The organism is Paenibacillus sp. LPE1-1-1.1 (assembly GCF_040676435.1).
In the GTDB taxonomy this organism is placed as follows: Bacteria; Bacillota; Bacilli; order Paenibacillales; family Paenibacillaceae; genus Pristimantibacillus.
In genome coordinates this window covers 344,592-359,323 of sequence record NZ_JBEGHY010000023.1, presented here as the reverse complement: position 1 = coordinate 359,323, position 14,732 = coordinate 344,592, and the positions used below count along the sequence as shown (strand labels likewise).

Sequence of the window (14,732 nt, the reverse complement as noted above, 5' to 3'; positions counted from 1 at the left end):
TATAGCTGATAAAGCAAGTTGGCCATCCACAAGAATCGGGAGGTGATGTTATGAATAGGCGGTTGGTTTTACGCGACAAGTGGGTTCTCATCTTGTTCGCTTTGCCCGGATTGCTCTATTTTTTACTATTCAAGTACGTTCCGCTACTTGGCAATGTCATTGCCTTTCAGGACTACAACATCTTCAAAGGAATTTTACACAGCCCGTGGGTGGGTTTTGCTCAATTTGAGCGGATGTTCGGGTTCGAAGATTTTTATGAAGTGTTTCGCAACTCGGTGAAGCTCGGCATCTATTCGCTGTTGTTCGGCTTTCCTGCACCGATCATTTTAGCGTTGCTGCTGAATGAACTGAAATCGATGGCGTTCAAGAGAGTCGTGCAAACCGTTGTCTACATGCCTCACTTCTTGTCTTGGGTTATCGTCGGATCGATCTTCATCAATCTACTCTCTTACGAAGGCATTATTAATACGATAGCTAGTCAAATAGGAATAGCAAAGATTGACTATGTAACGCAAGGAAACACATTCATTGCCGTTCTGATATCCACTGGGATCTGGAAAGAAGTTGGGTGGGGCACTATCCTCTATCTGGCGGCACTATCCGGAATTAATCCGAATTTCTACGAAGCTGCCATGGTTGACGGCGCCGGCAGATGGAGGCAAATGTGGAGCATCACACTGCCCTTATTGATGCCGACCATGGTTGTCGTGCTGCTTCTCTCGATTGGGCATATTCTGGACGCGAATGTAGAGCAGGTGCTGATTTTCCTGAATCCGCTGGTTAGGGATGTGGGAGAGGTGTTCGATACGTATGTTTATACTTTCGGTTTGGTAGGCGGCCAGTACAGCTATACGACGGCAATTGCCTTATTTAAAGCCGTGGTGGGTATTGTACTTGTATTCGGGCTGAATGCGATCAGTCGTAAAACAACCGGAGAGAGCCTTTACTAACATAGGAGGTGGAGTCGTGCGTAAACCTATAGCTTTCCAAGCATTTTTGACCACTATTTTGACAGCTCTTAGCCTAATCATGTTGGCTCCTTTAATTCACATCCTGTCGGTTTCCCTAAGTTCTCCGCTTTATGCGCAGGCTAAGCTAGTCTACTTCTGGCCGAAGGGGCTGCAGTTTGCCGTTTACAAAAAAATAATTTCGATGGATGAAATGTGGAGAGCGATGGGCGTTAGTGTCTACATTACCGTTATCGGCACATTGATTACACTGGCGCTCACGTCCATGATTGCTTTCGCGCTCTCTAGAACGACCATGCCAGGCCGAACGTGGATTATGCGGCTCATCGTGCTTACTTTTATTTTACCCGCACCGCTTATACCGGGCTTTCTGCTTGTCAAATCCCTCCATATGCTCGATACGCTCTGGTCATTAATGATACCGGGAGCAACAAGCGCATTTTACGTGATCATTATGCGAACCTTTTTCCGGAATGTTTCCGGAGAGCTGTTCGATGCGGCGAAGATGGACGGCTGCAGCGAGGCGGGCATTTATTTCCGTGTCGTGCTGCCCTTATCGACGGCTGTTATTGCCACCATCGGTCTCTTCCATGCCGTTTATCAATGGAACACTTACTTTTCCGCACTTGTTTTCATTAGGGACAAGACGCTCTATCCTTTGCAGGTGCTGCTGCAGAACCTGGTCGCCAAGAAAGGACTGAACAACTTCATGGGGGAGGTGCAGTTCGAACTAAATATGCCTGTTACGCCGGAAATGATGAGCGCAGGCATTATTATCTTTGCCACGGTGCCCATTCTGGTCGTCTATCCGTTCCTGCAAAGATATTTTGTCAAAGGCGCAATGCTGGGATCGCTTAAAGAATAATAGAGGAGGTTATTCAATGAAACGTTATCTAGTGTATCTGGCAAAAACGGTGATTGTTCTAGCTCTTGCGACAACCGGATTTCTCATTGGTCCGTTTGAACGCGCCAGTGCGACGATTGCGGATATCGACAAAATCGTACCAACTCCCCAGCAGGTTAGCTATACGGACGAGTTTTTGACGCTGCATGACGGTACTTCCTATAAAGCGGCTATTGTAATCGGCAGAGAAGCTTCCCCGGCGGAGGAGGAAGGCGCGAATTTGCTGCAAAGAGTCATTGCCCGCAAGAACGGGCAGCAAATTCCGATACTCTACGACGATCAATCCAATTCCGGCTATTCGGTGGTCATCGCCATCGGAACGGCGAATACCAATACTGTTAACGGAAGCCACTCCATTGACGTTCCCGATCATAAGGAAGGGTATGCAATCGAGCGGGCGTTGGTTGGCAATCGGCAAATCGTGTTAGTAACCGGTTACGAGGCTATCGGAGCCTATTACGGTTCGACGAGCCTTGCCCAAATGGTAGATTCGAGCGGCGCCCTAACCCGGCTGCGGGTCGTATCGGTTCGCGACTATCCGGATATGGATATGCGGATCATCAAGGACATCTACACAAAATATCATGAAAATAATGAAGGCGAATTTACGTATTCCGACGCTAGAGACTGGATGCATATGCTTCCTTTGCTAAAGGTCAACGTGTTCAGCTTATCTTACAGCCATCTTTTACAGAAAGAAACTGGATGGAGAAATCCTAATTCGGATTACGTGAATGCGGTAAAGGAACTTAGCAATTATGAAAGGGATAAAGGGATCATCCAGCTTATGCAGGAGGTTAATCCCGGTTATTCGGGAGGGATGCCGACTGATTCGGAGTATAGCAAGCTGCTCGACTTATTTAAATTATCACTGGATGAGGGCGCTTCTAAAATTATGCTGGCCTTTGACGATCAGGGTTATCCAGATCCGGCGAAACATCGGGATTTGTCCAATAAGATCCAAAAAAGTCTGTCAGGCCAGGAAGGGTTCTACTTGCTGACGACACCGGAGAAGTATAATCTTACGGAGTCCGATATCAGCACTTACTTGAATACTTTTACGGACGGACTGATCCCGGAGATCGGGGCGATTTGGACAGGGTATAATGTTTTCTCGACGGAGGTAACGCCAGCCCACGTATCCACTTGGAGAAATTCTACGAACAATCCTTATAAATTGCCGTTCTATTGGCATAATGACTACGAACTGGCGGATACAAGATTGAATTTTAACGATCCGATCGTACCGAAATGGGAGATAGACAATTATTACTTTACAGATGGAAGAGTTCCGTTTAAAACGAAAACACTAGTTCCTACTAATCAACCTTTAACATTGCCGGGCGGTTACGTATGGAACGATATGCCGCGGAATACTTCCGAAGGCGTCATCGAAAATATTTTCCGGCCGACAACTCCTCACAAAATCTATGCCATATCGATGGCGAACTGGATGTGGAATCCCGATGCCTACATGAACAATGCGACCGAGTTTGCGCGTGCCAAAAAATACTGGGATACGATCGTATCCAATCCGGGGTTTAAGAAAACCGCTACTTCGTCATCGCAGTACAGCGCTGCCTATGCTGCCGATAAAGCCGTGGACGGTATTAACAGCAATGACTCCGTGGAGAATGCTTGGGCTACCGCTAACGGCGCTGCGCTTAATTCCTGGTGGAAGCTGGACCTAGGCAAGAAGCAGAAGATGGAAGGCGTGCGAGTCAAATATCGTGAGTTTGAAGAAAAAGCATACATGGTTCCGAACTCGGTAACCGTACAAATAAGCAACGATAACGTCAACTGGACAACGGTCGTGAATCAATCGACGAATGTTCCGCTGGAAAATTCAACCTATGCTTCCGAAGTGTACTTCTATCCTTTCCAAGGAGAGGCTAGATACGTGCAGCTGAAGTTTCCTACAGGCGGGCAAAATTCGCTGATCGAGCTTTCGGAGGTTGAAATCGCTCAAGAAAAAGCGGTAACAGCATCCGTTAATCTAGCGATCGGAAAGACGGCTTCCGCATCTTCTGTAATTGATAGTACCTACGCTGCTGGCAAGGCGAATGACGGGTTGAATAGTCATGGAACCGCCAGTCCAAACAATGCGTGGTCCAGCGCCCCGGGTACGAACCTGAACAGTTGGTGGAAGGTCGATTTGGGGCAGCAGGAAAAATTCAAAACCATCGAGGTGAAATTCAGGGAATTTATCGATGATACGGCCTATATGGTGCCTAAGACGATTACTATTCAAACAAGCGACGATAATACGAATTGGACGACACTGATCGCAAGATCGGCTAACGTTCCTGCTACTGGTCAGCCCTATGGGTCCGCTACGTATTCCTATTCCGTAAACGGCAAAGGAAGATATGTCCGATTGCTGTTTGAGGACGGCGGCCAGGACACGCTAGTGCAATTGTCGGAGGTCGGGATCTACAACCGCAGTCTTCCTCAGCATCAGCGGCAGACGCTAAATGCCGCCTTTAAGAGAAAAGCGACGGCTTCATCGGTGTATTCGACGATGTATCCGGCCAATAAGGCAAACGACGGTACGCACTCCCGCAGAACGGCGGAGAATGCATGGGCATCAACCGCCGCGGGAGCAGTGAACTCATGGTGGGAGGTAGATTTGGGGAAAATAACGTCCATACAGGATGTGGCTTTATACTTCCGGGAATATCCTTATGGTACCGCATATACCGTGCCGGCCAACATCACCTTTGAGGTTAGCAACGACAAGGTTGCCTGGACTAACGTTCTGAGCGCGACTAATGTACCTGCCGAGGGTCTGAACTACGATTCATCGAAGTACACGTACACCTTGAACGCTTCGGGGAGGTATTTGCGGTTAAAATTTCCAGGAGGCGGCCAGAGCGGCCTTGTGGAACTATCCGAGGTCGAGGTGCGTTCTCCGCTGCTTGCCCGATCCGATTTCCATAACGTCATCTCTCAGGATGGCGCTGACGCATGGATGTACAAACACACCGACGGTTACTATTATTACACCCGGACGACGGGAAACAATGTGACGATCTGGAGGTCCAAGAGCCTGTCCGGTATAGAATCCGGCGAGAAGAAGGTCATCTGGACCCCGCCGACCAATAACCCCAACGCGGCTAACTGTGAGGCTATCTGGGCGCCGGAAATTCATTTTCTGAATAATGCCTGGTATGCCTATTATTCGGCCACGACATGCGGTGATGAGGATGGTTTAAACCATCGCATGTTTGTACTGGAAAATACAAACGCAGATCCGTTCCAAGGAACTTTTACCGATAAAGGGAAAATAACCGACGCGACGGATTTGTGGGCAATCGACGGCACCGTGTTGAATCTTGCAGGTCAGTTGTATTATTTCTGGTCTGGATGGGATTCTCCGTATCAGGTTCGCCAGAACCTCTACGTGGCATCGATGAGCAATCCGTATACGCTGTCCAGCGCAAAGACGTTAATTTCATCGCCTACTTACGGCTGGGAGATTACTCCGGATCCTCTTGCACCTGATGTAAATGAAGCGCCGCAGCCTATCGTCAAAGGCAATAAGGTTAATCTTGTATACTCGGCGAATGGCAGTTGGAGCGATAATTACAACTTGGGACTGCTGACGGCAAGCACCACGTCCAACTTATTGTCGGCAGCTTCCTGGTCGAAGAAGAACGCGTCGATTTTCAGCAGTGGAAGCGGCATCTTCGGACCGGGGCACAATAGCTTCACTAAATCGCCTGACGGCACGGAGGATTGGTTGATCTATCATACCGCTAGATTTTCAGGCGCAGGTTGGACACGGAATGTAAGGGCGCAGCCTTTTACGTGGAATGCCGACAACACGCCTAACCTCAGCGTTCCGGTCTCGCCGAATTTTCCGATCCGGGCACCGTCCGGAGAGCCCGAGAGGAAGAGATATGAAGCCGAGGAGGCGAAGCTTGCGAACGGGGCAAAGAGAGTTCAGGACGAGACGGCCTCAGGCCGCAAAAAGGTTGGATACATCGATAATACGAACAGTTACGTCGAATTCGATGTTACCGTCGCTTCGGCCGGTTCCTATATCCTGTTGGCAAGAACGGCTAACGGAACGATTGGCAATCCGATTTCGACCTACAACATGACTGTCAATGGAGGAACGAGTCAAGCGGTCGACATTGCGTATTCCAATTGGGGAAACTGGGGAACGACTGCAATCGAGAAAGCCTTAACAGCAGGACATAATAAAATCCGGTTTACCAAAGGCGCTAATTACGCGGAGATTGACTATCTGGATGTTATGCTTAAACCCTGAAAAGAGCTAGCTTAATAATGACACGACGGCAGCCGGCCACACGATCGGCTGCCGTTGCCCGTTGAAGTAACATCAGATGAGGTTATTCATGATATAAAAGTGGATGAAATACGTGCTATTTTTAGCGTAAAGTTAGGTGAATGATTTTTGAAGAAATTCCAGTTATAATGCTAAGGTAATAGGCAGGTTAGTTAAACAAGTTATATATTGTCATGTTAAAACGAAAAGGCAGGAATAATGAATACTAATGGTGCAAGAGAATCATGATTATAGAAAAGTGATATAATTAACAAAAAGTTGATTATCGGAGGCAAGTCATGGAAAATGAAAAATGTGACTTGATACACCCAAACGGTGTCAAGGAAAAGAAACTGGAAATGATTGATGGCTGCACGATCAAATACCATGCAAACGGAAAAACAATATGGTCAAAGGGAAAAATGATTGATGATACGCCAGTTGGCTATTGGGAATGGTATCGTCTCGACGGAACAATAAAGCGTTCAGGGTATTTTGATATGGGCGAGCCTGTTGGTGAATGGGTCACCTATGACAGCGAAGGCAATAAACACAAAACTACCATTCGTGATAAAAAAACGTACTAAGTATCAAGAAAACCGATGATTTGTCACCGATATGACCCCCGTAATGATACAGCAAGCCTGTATTTACGGGGGTTTTATGATTTATGATTGTTTAAATTGATGAACGTCGGCTAGGAGTGACTTAAACGGGGACAATGATTATTTCAACATGATTGTCCTCTAAAATCTTTTTCATATTAGGATCAGGTTCTTGATCCGTAATAATGATATTAATTTTTCCGAAATCGCAAATCCGATGAAAAAGATGTTTATCGAATTTAGACGAATCAGCTAATACGATAACTTGATCAGCTCTTTCAATCATCTTTAGTTTCAAATAAGCTTCGTCAACAGAAGGGGCCGATAACCCAGCGGAAGAAATGCCGCATGCGCCAAGAAACAATTTATCTACTTTGAAGTCTGCTAACATTTCTAATGTACGGGGGCCGGAGACATTCCGGTGCCAGGCATTTAATTCCCCGCCAAGCAGTTGTGTCTTTATATCCGGGTTATCACACAAAACACCGGCTATATCAATGGAATTGGTTACAACGACATTGTTTTTCGTACATAAGTTTTCAGCGGTAAATTGTACGGTTGTCGAGGTATCCATTAATAAATAGTCTCCATCTTTAATAAGGGAAGCTGCGAATTGACCAATCGAGCGTTTGTTTCCTGAGTCTTGAAACCGTTCCCTGTAGCTTCTTATACTTTTCGTAAGAGTAGGGAGCATGGCTCCGCCCCGAATACGAATAATAGCGCCTTCTTCTTCTAATTTGACTAAGTCTCGTCTTGCAGTATCGCGGGAAACGCCATACAGCTCACAAATATCCTCAAGCTGAATTTTTTGTTTCTCTTTTAAATATTGAATAATCAATTGTATTCTTTCATCTTGATTCATCATTTGACCTCTTCCAAAAAAGGATTTCACTTATAAGTATAAGTTTCTTGCCTAAATGTTTCAACATTACTTATAATCGTAAGTTTAAAACTTAAAAAACTTGCAACATTTAGTTTTTTAACTTATCATGAGGTCGTATTTAAATTTTATTTGCATATAAAGGGGATGGATTATTTGAGAAAAGTAAAGGTCGGCATTATTGGTTACGGTTTTTCCGGGAAAACTTTTCATGCGCCTATTATCCAAACGGTTGAAGGACTAGAAATTTCAAAAATCGTTTCTTCAAATGCTCTGAAAGTAAAGGAAGATTATCCTGGCGTCCAGGTTGTTTCCGATGTTGAACAGCTGTTCACGGACCCTGCTATTGACCTTATTGTCATCACTACGCCAAACACTACGCATTATCGATTTGCCAAACAAGCCTTATTATCGGGAAAACATGTAGTGGTCGAGAAACCGTTCGTCATCCATTCTAAAGAAGCGCAAGAGCTGATCGAAATAGCTTCCGAGCAAAATAAAATAATAAGCGTTTATCAAAACAGAAGATGGGACAATGATTTCCTTACGGTTAAAGAATGCTTGGAGTCGGGCGTAATGGGTGAAATTTATTCGTATGAAGCCCACTATGACCGGTTTCGTCCTGAAGTAAGCGGTCGTTGGAGAGAGCAAAATTTGGAAGGCTCGGGCATGCTATATGACCTTGGCTCGCATTTGATCGACCAAGCACTTCATTTATTTGGACTTCCCGAAACGGTGTTTGGCGATGTGATGGCCCAAAGAAACGATTCGGTTACCGATGATTATTTTCACATTGTTTTAGGATATGGCAGATTGAGGGTGATTTTGCATTCCGGTTCGTTCGTGAAGAGCGCGGGTCCTAAATTTCAAATACACGGGGATAAAGGCAGCTTTATTAAATATGGTTTGGACTCGCAAGAGGATTCGTTAAAGCGAGGAAAATTGCCCGGCGACCCTATTTGGGGTAAGGACCTCGAAGAAAGTTATGGAGAATTATCGGTAAATGTAGGTGATCTGCTGTTGAAAGGAAAGCTTGAAACAAAAACAGGCGCATATGAATCTTTTTATAAAGGCATTTACGAATCCATCACTGAAAACAAACCAGTTCCTGTAAACGCAACCGATGCCATGAATACGATAAAGATTATCGAGTTGGTTAAAAAGAGCGCTCAGGAAAAAAGAGTCGTTTCATACGAATAAAGGGGCCGGGCGCGGAATGGGCGTCGATCTCGCGAAGGCGTCATCGACTGCCCTAGTTTTGACTATGCACATCTTAATGAGATATAGGAAACGTCGGAAAAGAAGGCGTCCGCGTTTTTTCCATGCTATTTTCCGGCGCCAACCTCGGACAGGTTTAGACCTCCATAATGAAGCATGGCATTTTCGTGCACTTAGCCTCATAGATCCCCGGTTTTTCTTAACACACCAGCTAAGCTGGTTGCGATTACACCTCCCGGTATTTTATTATCCATTAAAGTGACTTACTATCCAGTAATATATCTATGTCGGTTTGTTGAATGTTTTTACCAGTCATTTGACGAAGTAAAACGGATAGGCGAGTACGTTTTTTAGCGTGCATGTATTCGTAATTTCTATTTTAAGTCTTGTAATCTTGACTTCTATACGCTTATAGTGTCTCCAGAGGGCTATTTATGATATTTCAGGAGGCGAACCTAGCATGTTTAAAAAATACCGCATAGACTACCTTCTGTTCGGCGGTTCAGCAGCATTCATCGTAACGCTTCTTACCATTGTCATTTGGATCGCCTATTCATACTCCGCACAGCAGATGGTGCAGAATACGTCTTATTACCAGCAAGGTCTGCTTAATGAGCTTTATAATAAAGTCGATATTCAAATGAAATCGATTGAACAGATTTCCTTAACGGCCACCCGGAACACGAATCTGCTGGATGATGTAAACGTGCCGGGGGACAAGTATTCCAATTATAAGAAGCGTAAGGAAATGGAATCGTTCCTTGCACAGCTTACTTTCTCGACACCCGATATTGAGTCCGTTCATTTCTATATCAAGCAAAAGCTTCAATTTGAGCCACAGGGCCCCGTAAAATTTATCGAGCATGATCTAATCAAAGAAGAAGTCTGGTATAACCCGGCTATCGAAAATAACGACTTCGGTTGGATTGGTGAGCATGACATTCGAACCGTTCAAGGTGAGAAGCGGGTCATCAGCTTTGTCCGCAAGGTGTATTCGGTCGCAGGAGATTACCGTGGGCTGCTGTTGTTGAATATTAAAGCGTCTTCTATTAAGAAGCTGATTGAAAGTCATAACCCTGCGGCAAACCGGATCCTTCTCGATTCCGGGGGGCGGCTTATTACGATGATCGGCGGCGACACCATGTCGCAGGACCAGGTCGAGGCTTACTTAGAAAATATCAATGGCGAGTCCGGTTATATGAAAACGAAATCCATTAGCAGCGGCCTTTCGGATTCAAGCGAACATTTGATGGTATGGGCAAAGCACTTCGATAGGGATTGGACGTTGATCGAATCGACTCCATGGAAGGATATTACGGGAGGAAGCTTTCGTCTGGCTATGGTACTGCTGCTGGCAGGAGGCTCAGCCATGCTTATCGCGCTATGCTTCAACTTGTTTTTCTCCCGGCAATTCGTGAAGCCGATCGGGCTGCTGCTGCATGAAATGAGCCGAAATTCGGTTAATGTCAGCAAAGTTAGTTTGCCGACGGGTTATCGTAATGAATTCGGAGCGTTATTTTCTGGCTATCGCAGGCTCATCGAACGTATTCAGGAGCTGTACGCATCATTAGAGGATCAATACCGGAGGCAGAAGGAAGCGGAAATTAAAGCGCTGCAGGCGATGATCAATCCGCATTTTTTGTACAACACTTTGGATCAGCTGAATTGGATGGCGATTTCAGGCGGACAGGAGAAAATGAGCACCATATTGGAGTTAATGGGAAAAATGTTCCGCATTGGCCTCTCGAACGGTGAAAGCGTAATCATTATTCGTGACGAATTGCTGCACATGGAATGCTATATGCAGATTCAGCAAATTCGCCTAGGTGAGCAGTTCGTTTTACGGGTAGACGTACCTGAAACCATCAGGGACTTATATATTCCGAAGATGACGCTGCAGCCTTTTATCGAGAATGCCATTATGCACGGGTTTCACGGTAAAAAAGAGGGGATGATCGAGGTATGTGCGGAGATCACCAAGAATGCTGAAGTCGTATTTCGAATAACCGATAACGGCAACGGTCTCAGGGATAACTGGCAGGAGCCGAAAAAGAGAAAAACAGGGGGATACGGAATCCGGAATGTCAGAGAACGAATTGACGTTTATTTTGGCAGCAGCTACGGTCTGGAGTTGATGCCGAATACGGATGGACCCGGGACAACGGTCCGCATACGTATTCCAGTGTTAAACAATAAAGAAGAACAGGATGATGCGGCATGTGGAAAATTGTAATCATAGATGACGACCGGAACGTTTTGGAAGGAATGAAAAGCGTCATCCCCTGGTCGGAGCTTGATGCGGAATGGGTCGGGGAAGCGATGGACGGGGAAGAAGGACTGCGGGTCGTGGGGGAGTGTCAGCCAGATATTGTAATCACCGATATTTATATGCCCGTGCTTAACGGCTTGGATATGGTGGAGCAGCTGAACAAGGCGAATTTTCACGGGAAGATTATTGTTTTAAGCGGCTACGCTGATTTTGAATATGCAAGACAAGCGCTCCGTCTTGGGATAGCTGATTATTTAAACAAACCGATTAGCGTTCAGACGATTCAGGATGTACTGGGGAGAACGATCGCGGAATTGGAGGAAGAGCTGGAGCAAAGACATCGCAATGAAGAGCTGGAGGAGAAATTGAAGCTGTACGAGCCGTTCGTGGAGAAAGAATGGATCAAATCGGTCTCCACAGGACCGGATCATACAAAGCATCCGGATACCCGGATGATTCCCGAAGCGTACCGGTATTGGAATGGCTGCCGCCATGCGGTGATTGGCATTGAAATTATCCGCACGGACCGCGTGACTAGGGCCTCGACAAAGGATTTAAGCTTGTTCAGGTTCGCCATCGCAAACATTATTCAGGAGCTCTCCCGCGAAGAGTGGCCGGATTCTCACTATGTGGAGTTATTCAGCAGCCACGCAGCGATTATCCTTCATTCACCGAATGAAGAATGGAGCGAATTTACGATAAAGCAAGCTTATCGCTTTGGGGAAAGGGTCATTCAAAGCGTCCGCTCCTTCCTGGATATTACGCTTCATGCCGGAATCGGAACGTTTAAGCCGAATTGGATGGAAATTGCGGATTCGACCGAGGAGGCGTTCCAGGCTCTTTACTTTAAAAACACCGCGCCAATAGAAGGCATCCACTTATACGAATATGTCCATGGCGGAAAAATTGAGCAGCAAGCTTACCCGATCTCCCTCCGTCCGGTTAAATTTTATCAGCATATGGCTGAGTCAATGAAGCTGTTCCAGGAGGATAAGGCGAAGGAGATTGTGGATGATTACTTCGACCAGTGGAGCAAGGGCGGGGCTGTATCGGCTCGCAACCTTGAAATGCTGGGTTCGGAGCTGTGGACTATTTTTGCTTATACGCTATTTGAAGTCGGCGTTCAACTAGAAGACATCGCGAAGGTGAACGAGGTTACCCGGGAGCTGCGTAGCGTTACGACGCTGGAGCAGCTGAAAGAGTGGCTTTACGGAAAAATTGATCTGATTTGCGGCTCCCGCAGCAGCAATGAGAACATTAAGCATCGACAGGCCGTTGATTTTATCGTTCAGTTTATCCATGAGCATTATGCCGAGCCCATTACGATATCCGATCTGGCGGATCGTATTCATATTTCGAGAAACTACTTAAGCCTTCTGTTTAAGAAGGCGATGGGGGAGTCCTTCAACAGCTATTTGACACGGATTCGGATGGAGAAGGCGAAAGAAATGATTTTGGAAGGGAAGTATTTGATCTACGAGGTCGCAGACCGGGTCGGTTATAAGTATGTGCCTTATTTCAGTACGTTATTTAAAAAGTATACCGGCTGCAATCCCACAGATTTGTATAAAAATAAATCGTAATCATCTCACTGTTCTCGGATTCAAGCTAATGAATTTGCATTCTTCTATTTTTGTTAATATGTATAACAAAGTGTACATCGTTCCTATTTTTCATTCTCTTCAGGTCTTATATGATTAGCTTATATAAACCAGACAGAGGTGATGCTACTTTGAATCGGAGCTCTTCTTCAGTCCTTGTTAATGCGGCGAATGCGGTACCGGTCCCGAAAAAGAAGTCGCTGCTGAGCCGTTTTCTGAGCAGATGGGAATCGCCGGTAGCCGGATATTTATTTTTAGCCCCATGGCTAATCGGTCTTTTTTTATTGACGTTCTGGCCCATGCTGCAATCGTTGTATTTCTCTTTCACGAAATATTCTCTGTTGGAGCAGCCGGAATGGACCGGGTTCGGGAACTATGAACGGATTTTCACTTCCGATGCGGTGTTTATCCAATCCCTTAAGGTCACGTTTTTATTTGTTCTATTCTCGGTTCCGCTCAAATTGTTCGCTGCTCTGCTGATTGCGCTGCTGCTTAAGCAAAATATTCGCGGCATGTCTTTTTACAGAACGATGGTTTATCTCCCTTCCTTAATCGGGACCAGCATTGCGGTGTCTATTCTTTGGAGAAACATTTTTAACTCGGACGGGCTGTTCAATCAACTGCTGGGCCTGTTCGGGATTGAAGGCATGAACTGGATTAGCAATCCGAAAACCGCTCTTGGAACGTTGATTTTATTGGTGGTTTGGCAGTTCGGTTCTTCTATGGTTATTTTTTTAGCCGGACTCAAGCAAATATCGACAGAGCTTTATGAAGCATCGTCGGTGGACGGAGCCACCAAGATCAGACAGTTTTTCAGTATTACGCTTCCTATGCTCTCACCGGTCATTTTGTTTAATTTAGTGCTTCAAACGATCGGCTCTTTCCAAATGTTTACGCAGGCATTCATCATCACGCACGGCGGACCGATCAACTCTACGTATATGTACGCTCTATATTTGTACGACCGCGCATTCGGACGGCTTCAGATGGGATACGCCTCGGCTTTGGCTTGGATCATGCTCGTGATCATTGCCGTATGCACAGCCTTGATCTTCGTGAGTGCGAAGCACTGGGTATTCTACGAGAATGATGGGGGGAAAAAAGGATGATGCAGAGCTCTAAACGAAGTTTATTTCAAAAAAACGCGACGCTCAGCCTATTAAGCCTTATCATGATGTATCCCGTCTTTTGGTGGATCGGGGCTTCGTTAAAGACCAATGAGGAAATGTCGAGGCCCGGTCTGTTTCCTGAGCTTCCGATGTGGAGTAATTTCAGCGAGGGATGGACGGCGATACCTGGATTTACGTTTACCCACTTCTATCTGAATACCTTTCAATTAATTATAGGCGTGCTCCTTACAAGTATTGTTGCCTGCAGTATGACCGCTTTTGCGTTTGCCCGGCTCGATTTCCCGCTGCGCGGCTTGTGGTTTTCGATTCTCTTGCTGACTCTCATGCTGCCCCATCAGGTAACGATGGTTCCGCAATATGTAATGTTTAACGGCTGGGGCTGGGTCGATACGTTTTTGCCATTTATCGTTCCGCATACGCTGGCGGGCGGGATTGGCGGCTCCTTCTTCGTCTACCTTTTGGTACAGTTTATTAGAGGCATTCCGAAGGAGCTGGATGAATCGGCCAAAATAGACGGGTGCAGCTGGTTCGGCATCTACTGGCGAATCGTGCTGCCATTGACGAGGCCGGCATTGGTGACAGTAGCGATCTACTGTTTTCTGTGGAACTGGGATGATTTTCTCGGGCATTTGATCTATATTAACTCGGTGGATAAATACACAGTCGGTTTGGCGCTGCGCATGTTCGTCGATTCCCAGTCATCCGTCCCATGGGGGCAATTGCTCGCGATGTCTCTTGTTTCGATCGTACCTTCCGTCCTTATCTTTTTCTTGGCTCAGCGCCATTTCGTAGAAGGGATAACAGCCGGATCGGTAAAAGGCTAAAAGGATGCATTTCTATAATAAATTGTGCATCCCTCGTAT

The 14,732-nt window shown here is 46.0% G+C and carries 10 protein-coding genes; 9 read left to right on the top strand and 1 reads right to left on the bottom strand.

Going from position 1 to position 14,732, the window contains the following annotated elements:
• Positions 1-50 precede the first annotated feature (50 nt).
• The 4 genes from MRBLPE1_RS18265 to MRBLPE1_RS18250 all read left to right on the top strand — a co-directional run bounded on the left by MRBLPE1_RS18265 (position 51) and on the right by MRBLPE1_RS18250 (position 6,753).
• On the top strand, positions 51-950 hold the full coding sequence (locus MRBLPE1_RS18265; RefSeq protein ID WP_364148020.1) for an ABC transporter permease: 900 nt from the start codon (positions 51-53) through the stop codon (positions 948-950).
• 16 nt (positions 951-966) lie between these two features.
• Positions 967-1,833, top strand: coding sequence for a carbohydrate ABC transporter permease (locus MRBLPE1_RS18260; protein ID WP_364148018.1), 867 nt, complete (start codon positions 967-969; stop codon positions 1,831-1,833).
• A 16-nt stretch (positions 1,834-1,849) separates the two neighbouring features.
• Positions 1,850-6,148 carry a family 43 glycosylhydrolase gene (locus tag MRBLPE1_RS18255; RefSeq protein ID WP_364148016.1) on the top strand — a complete coding sequence of 1,433 codons (4,299 nt, stop codon included), beginning with the start codon at positions 1,850-1,852 and terminating at the stop codon, positions 6,146-6,148.
• Positions 6,149-6,465: 317 nt separating this feature from the next.
• Complete coding sequence (locus MRBLPE1_RS18250) at positions 6,466-6,753, top strand: hypothetical protein (protein WP_364148014.1); 288 nt, start codon at positions 6,466-6,468, stop codon at positions 6,751-6,753.
• A gap of 121 nt (positions 6,754-6,874) precedes the next feature.
• Here MRBLPE1_RS18250 and MRBLPE1_RS18245 read toward each other — a convergent pair whose 3' ends face one another.
• Positions 6,875-7,633 carry a DeoR/GlpR family DNA-binding transcription regulator gene (locus tag MRBLPE1_RS18245; protein WP_364148012.1) on the bottom strand — a complete coding sequence of 253 codons (759 nt, stop codon included), beginning with the start codon at positions 7,631-7,633 and terminating at the stop codon, positions 6,875-6,877.
• 174 nt (positions 7,634-7,807) lie between these two features.
• Between MRBLPE1_RS18245 and MRBLPE1_RS18240 the strand changes: the two genes are divergently transcribed.
• The 5 genes from MRBLPE1_RS18240 to MRBLPE1_RS18220 all read left to right on the top strand — a co-directional run bounded on the left by MRBLPE1_RS18240 (position 7,808) and on the right by MRBLPE1_RS18220 (position 14,693).
• Positions 7,808-8,851 carry an oxidoreductase gene (locus MRBLPE1_RS18240; RefSeq protein WP_364148010.1) on the top strand — a complete coding sequence of 348 codons (1,044 nt, stop codon included), beginning with the start codon at positions 7,808-7,810 and terminating at the stop codon, positions 8,849-8,851.
• 478 nt (positions 8,852-9,329) lie between these two features.
• Positions 9,330-11,102 carry a cache domain-containing sensor histidine kinase gene (locus MRBLPE1_RS18235; RefSeq protein WP_364148009.1) on the top strand — a complete coding sequence of 591 codons (1,773 nt, stop codon included), beginning with the start codon at positions 9,330-9,332 and terminating at the stop codon, positions 11,100-11,102.
• Positions 11,087-12,721, top strand: coding sequence for a response regulator transcription factor (locus tag MRBLPE1_RS18230; protein WP_364148007.1), 1,635 nt, complete (start codon positions 11,087-11,089; stop codon positions 12,719-12,721). The genes MRBLPE1_RS18235 and MRBLPE1_RS18230 overlap by 16 nt, the downstream gene beginning before the upstream one ends.
• 149 nt (positions 12,722-12,870) lie before the next feature.
• Positions 12,871-13,848 (top strand): carbohydrate ABC transporter permease, encoded by a 978-nt coding sequence (locus tag MRBLPE1_RS18225; RefSeq protein ID WP_364148004.1) that lies wholly within the window; start codon positions 12,871-12,873, stop codon positions 13,846-13,848.
• Positions 13,845-14,693 carry a carbohydrate ABC transporter permease gene (locus MRBLPE1_RS18220; protein ID WP_414698899.1) on the top strand — a complete coding sequence of 283 codons (849 nt, stop codon included), beginning with the start codon at positions 13,845-13,847 and terminating at the stop codon, positions 14,691-14,693. Before MRBLPE1_RS18225 ends, MRBLPE1_RS18220 begins: the two co-directional genes overlap by 4 nt.
• Positions 14,694-14,732 lie beyond the last annotated feature (39 nt).

What these genes read in the sequence shown, in the direction of transcription:
- MRBLPE1_RS18265 (WP_364148020.1), top strand. Translation starts at nt 51, where the DNA reads ATGAATAGGCGGTTGGTTTTACGCGACAAGTGGGTTCTCATCTTGTTC.
- MRBLPE1_RS18230 (WP_364148007.1), top strand. Translation starts at nt 11,087, where the DNA reads ATGTGGAAAATTGTAATCATAGATGACGACCGGAACGTTTTGGAAGGA.
- MRBLPE1_RS18220 (WP_414698899.1), top strand. Translation starts at nt 13,845, where the DNA reads ATGATGCAGAGCTCTAAACGAAGTTTATTTCAAAAAAACGCGACGCTC.
- MRBLPE1_RS18250 (WP_364148014.1), top strand. Translation starts at nt 6,466, where the DNA reads ATGGAAAATGAAAAATGTGACTTGATACACCCAAACGGTGTCAAGGAA.
- MRBLPE1_RS18235 (WP_364148009.1), top strand. Translation starts at nt 9,330, where the DNA reads ATGTTTAAAAAATACCGCATAGACTACCTTCTGTTCGGCGGTTCAGCA.
- MRBLPE1_RS18255 (WP_364148016.1), top strand. Translation starts at nt 1,850, where the DNA reads ATGAAACGTTATCTAGTGTATCTGGCAAAAACGGTGATTGTTCTAGCT.
- MRBLPE1_RS18245 (WP_364148012.1), bottom strand. Translation starts at nt 7,633, where the DNA reads ATGAATCAAGATGAAAGAATACAATTGATTATTCAATATTTAAAAGAG.